Genomic DNA, 2,476 nt, shown 5'->3' with positions numbered 1-2,476 from the left:
CGTCCGCATGCATGTTGCGTGGCGTTCCGGCCACCACGTTTCGGTGTGGTAAGGCGCCGGCCATTATATTCACACATTCCGCCGCAACCGGCGCATCCGCCCGCTCTCCCCGCCGTATGGCCTTCGTGAGGTATTGCCGGGCCGCGTCGTGACACGCCGCGTGCGCATGGCCGGGCTCACGCGAACTGCGATCCGCTGTTACAGAAACACGAGGAGTTACGTCCGCATGGCTTCCAGCGAGATGAATGACGACACGGCCGCCGCGATGCTCCAGGGGCTCGGCCGTCGTCGCATGATGCGTCGGGCCGCGGCAGGCGTTGCCGGCGCGGCGGTGGCGAGCGTGGCCGGTGTCGGCGGCATGACGCTGAATCCGACGCCGGCGGCGGCGCAATCCTTCACGCCGACCGCGACCGACCTCGCCATCCTCAACTTCGCGCTCAACCTCGAATATCTCGAGGCGGAGTACTATCTGCGCGCGGTGACCGGATCGGGGCTCGCGGCGGCGATGACCACGGGCACCGGCACGGCCGGCACCGTCAACGGTCCGACCGGCAGCGCGGCGCTGGTGCCGTTCCAGAACACCGCCGTCGCCTACTGGGCGCAGCGCATCGCCAATGACGAGCTGGCGCATGTGACGTTCCTGCGTGCCGCCCTCGGCGCCAATGCCGTCGCCGAGCCGACGATCGATCTGGTCAACAGCTTCAACACGCTCGCCGGCGCCGCCGGCCTCGGCAGCAGCTTCAATCCCTTCGCGAGCGAGACGGACTTCCTCGTCGGCGCCTTCATCTTCGAGGACGTGGGCGTGACCGCCTATGCCGGCGCCGCCGCGCTGCTGTCGAACTTCCTCGTGACCTACGCCACGCAGATCTGCGCGGTGGAGGCCTATCACGCCGGCATGATCCGCACCCGCCTGTCGGAGATCGGCGGCCAGCAGGTGACCAACCAGATCGCCAGCCTGCGCTCCTCGCTGTCGAACGTGCTCGATTTCGGCACCAACGCGCGCGGCAACCCGTTCAACTTCGTCAACGACGACGACAACGGCCTGGCGCAGACACGGACGGCGGCGCAGGTGCTCGCGGTCGTCTACGGCGGCGGCAGCAACAGCGGCCTGTTCTTCCCGAACGGCGTCAACGGCACCGTCACCTCCGCCTGATCAGCCGACGCCGGATCGACGTGCCGTAACGACAAGCGGCCGTCCCCACCCCGGGGGACGGCCGCGATTTCGCGCGACACCATCGACGCGCGTCGGACGTCACAGCGTGGTGAACGTCTTGCCGACGATGCGCCATGTACCGTCCTGCTCCATCAGGTGCAGGTAATCGACGAAACCTCGTCCGGCGAAGCCGTCCATCCGCACCGTCGCCCGGGCGATGCCGCCGGTCGCGGCAAACTCCACCATCTCCGCCTGATACGCCGTCATCGATGTCTGCGCGGCCGCGAGGCGGCGGACATCGGCGACATACGCCTCGGCCGTGGCGGACAGCACCTTGGCGCCGAGATGGCCGTGCAGCCCGGCCTGCGGCGCGAAGCATGCCGCCAGTCCCTCGGCGTCCAGCCGACCCGACATCTCCATATACCGCGCCACCACCGCACGCGCCGGATGCACGTCGTCCATCGCCCCCTCCCCGCCCGCACCTCGCCGACGCCGCCCGCCGGCTTGCGCGGACTGTGAACCGTTTCCGTGCTCCGGGCCATGTCTTCGCCCACCCTGCGGCCGACGGACACCGCGGCCAGCGCCGCGGCGGGTCCGGGCAGACAGCGACAGGAGCGGATGATGACGACCTTTCTCACCGCGCGCCGGCTCGGGGCCATAGCCGCGATCGCCGCGGCGCTCGGCGCCACCGCCGCGTCCCCAGCCGCGCGCGCCGACGTGCTGTTTCACAACACCACCGGCCAGACGGTCTATTTCGGTGTCAGCTGCAACGGCACCGGCACCGACCAATGGTCGGTCGCGCCCTTCGCCACCCGCCGCGTCGTCTGCGAGAACGGCGCCGCGGCGATGCGCGTCTACCTGCCCACGGACACGGCGCGCGGCGAGGCCGCGGTCCGCGCGACCGCGTGGGACGGACGGTCCTACGACCTCGGCTATGACGGCGGCGGCGACATCGGCATCGTGCCGCGCGGCTGATCCCACGGCCGTCGGGCCGGACGGCGTCCGGTGCCCACAGGCTTCCCGCGCACCATTACCCGCAAGATGCGGATAAGTCAGGCGGATGGACGGGTATTCATGACAGATTGAGCATGAGACTTAGGAGGACGGCACGGCTGCCGCGCCGCCGCGATCAGGGCCATACCTTGCGCCAACGACGAGGCGCCCTTCCGGACGCCCGCCAGCAACCGGAGGACTTCATCATGATCCGCAACACCATCCTGGCCGCCGCCGCCGCCCTGGCCCTGACCACCGGCGCCGCCTTGGCCCAGCCCGCCATCCAGTCCGTGACCCAGGCCGATGTCGGCCACTTCGTCCGCGACGCGA

Annotated in this window: 3 protein-coding genes; 2 read left to right on the top strand and 1 reads right to left on the bottom strand. The window is 70.0% G+C overall.

Features of this window, described 5'->3' with window-relative positions; genetic code table 11:
* Positions 1 to 226 precede the first annotated feature (226 nt).
* On the top strand, positions 227 to 1,153 hold the full coding sequence (locus tag B8460_RS11470) for a ferritin-like domain-containing protein (RefSeq protein ID WP_084623542.1): 927 nt from the start codon (positions 227 to 229) through the stop codon (positions 1,151 to 1,153).
* Between the two features lie 99 nt (positions 1,154 to 1,252).
* On the opposite strand, the gene B8460_RS11465 is transcribed toward B8460_RS11470, so the two are convergent.
* Positions 1,253 to 1,615 carry a nuclear transport factor 2 family protein gene (locus B8460_RS11465; RefSeq protein ID WP_048861734.1) on the bottom strand — a complete coding sequence of 121 codons (363 nt, stop codon included), beginning with the start codon at positions 1,613 to 1,615 and terminating at the stop codon, positions 1,253 to 1,255.
* A gap of 159 nt (positions 1,616 to 1,774) precedes the next feature.
* Between B8460_RS11465 and B8460_RS11460 the strand changes: the two genes are divergently transcribed.
* Entirely contained in the window at positions 1,775 to 2,128 is a 354-nt protein-coding gene (locus B8460_RS11460; RefSeq protein WP_148360551.1) for a hypothetical protein, read from the top strand.
* Positions 2,129 to 2,476 lie beyond the last annotated feature (348 nt).

The organism is Acidisphaera rubrifaciens HS-AP3 (assembly GCF_000964365.1).
Lineage (GTDB): Bacteria > Pseudomonadota > Alphaproteobacteria > Acetobacterales > Acetobacteraceae > Acidisphaera > Acidisphaera rubrifaciens.
Note: the sequence above shows the minus strand (reverse complement) of the source record. Positions and strands in the feature narration are given on the sequence as shown.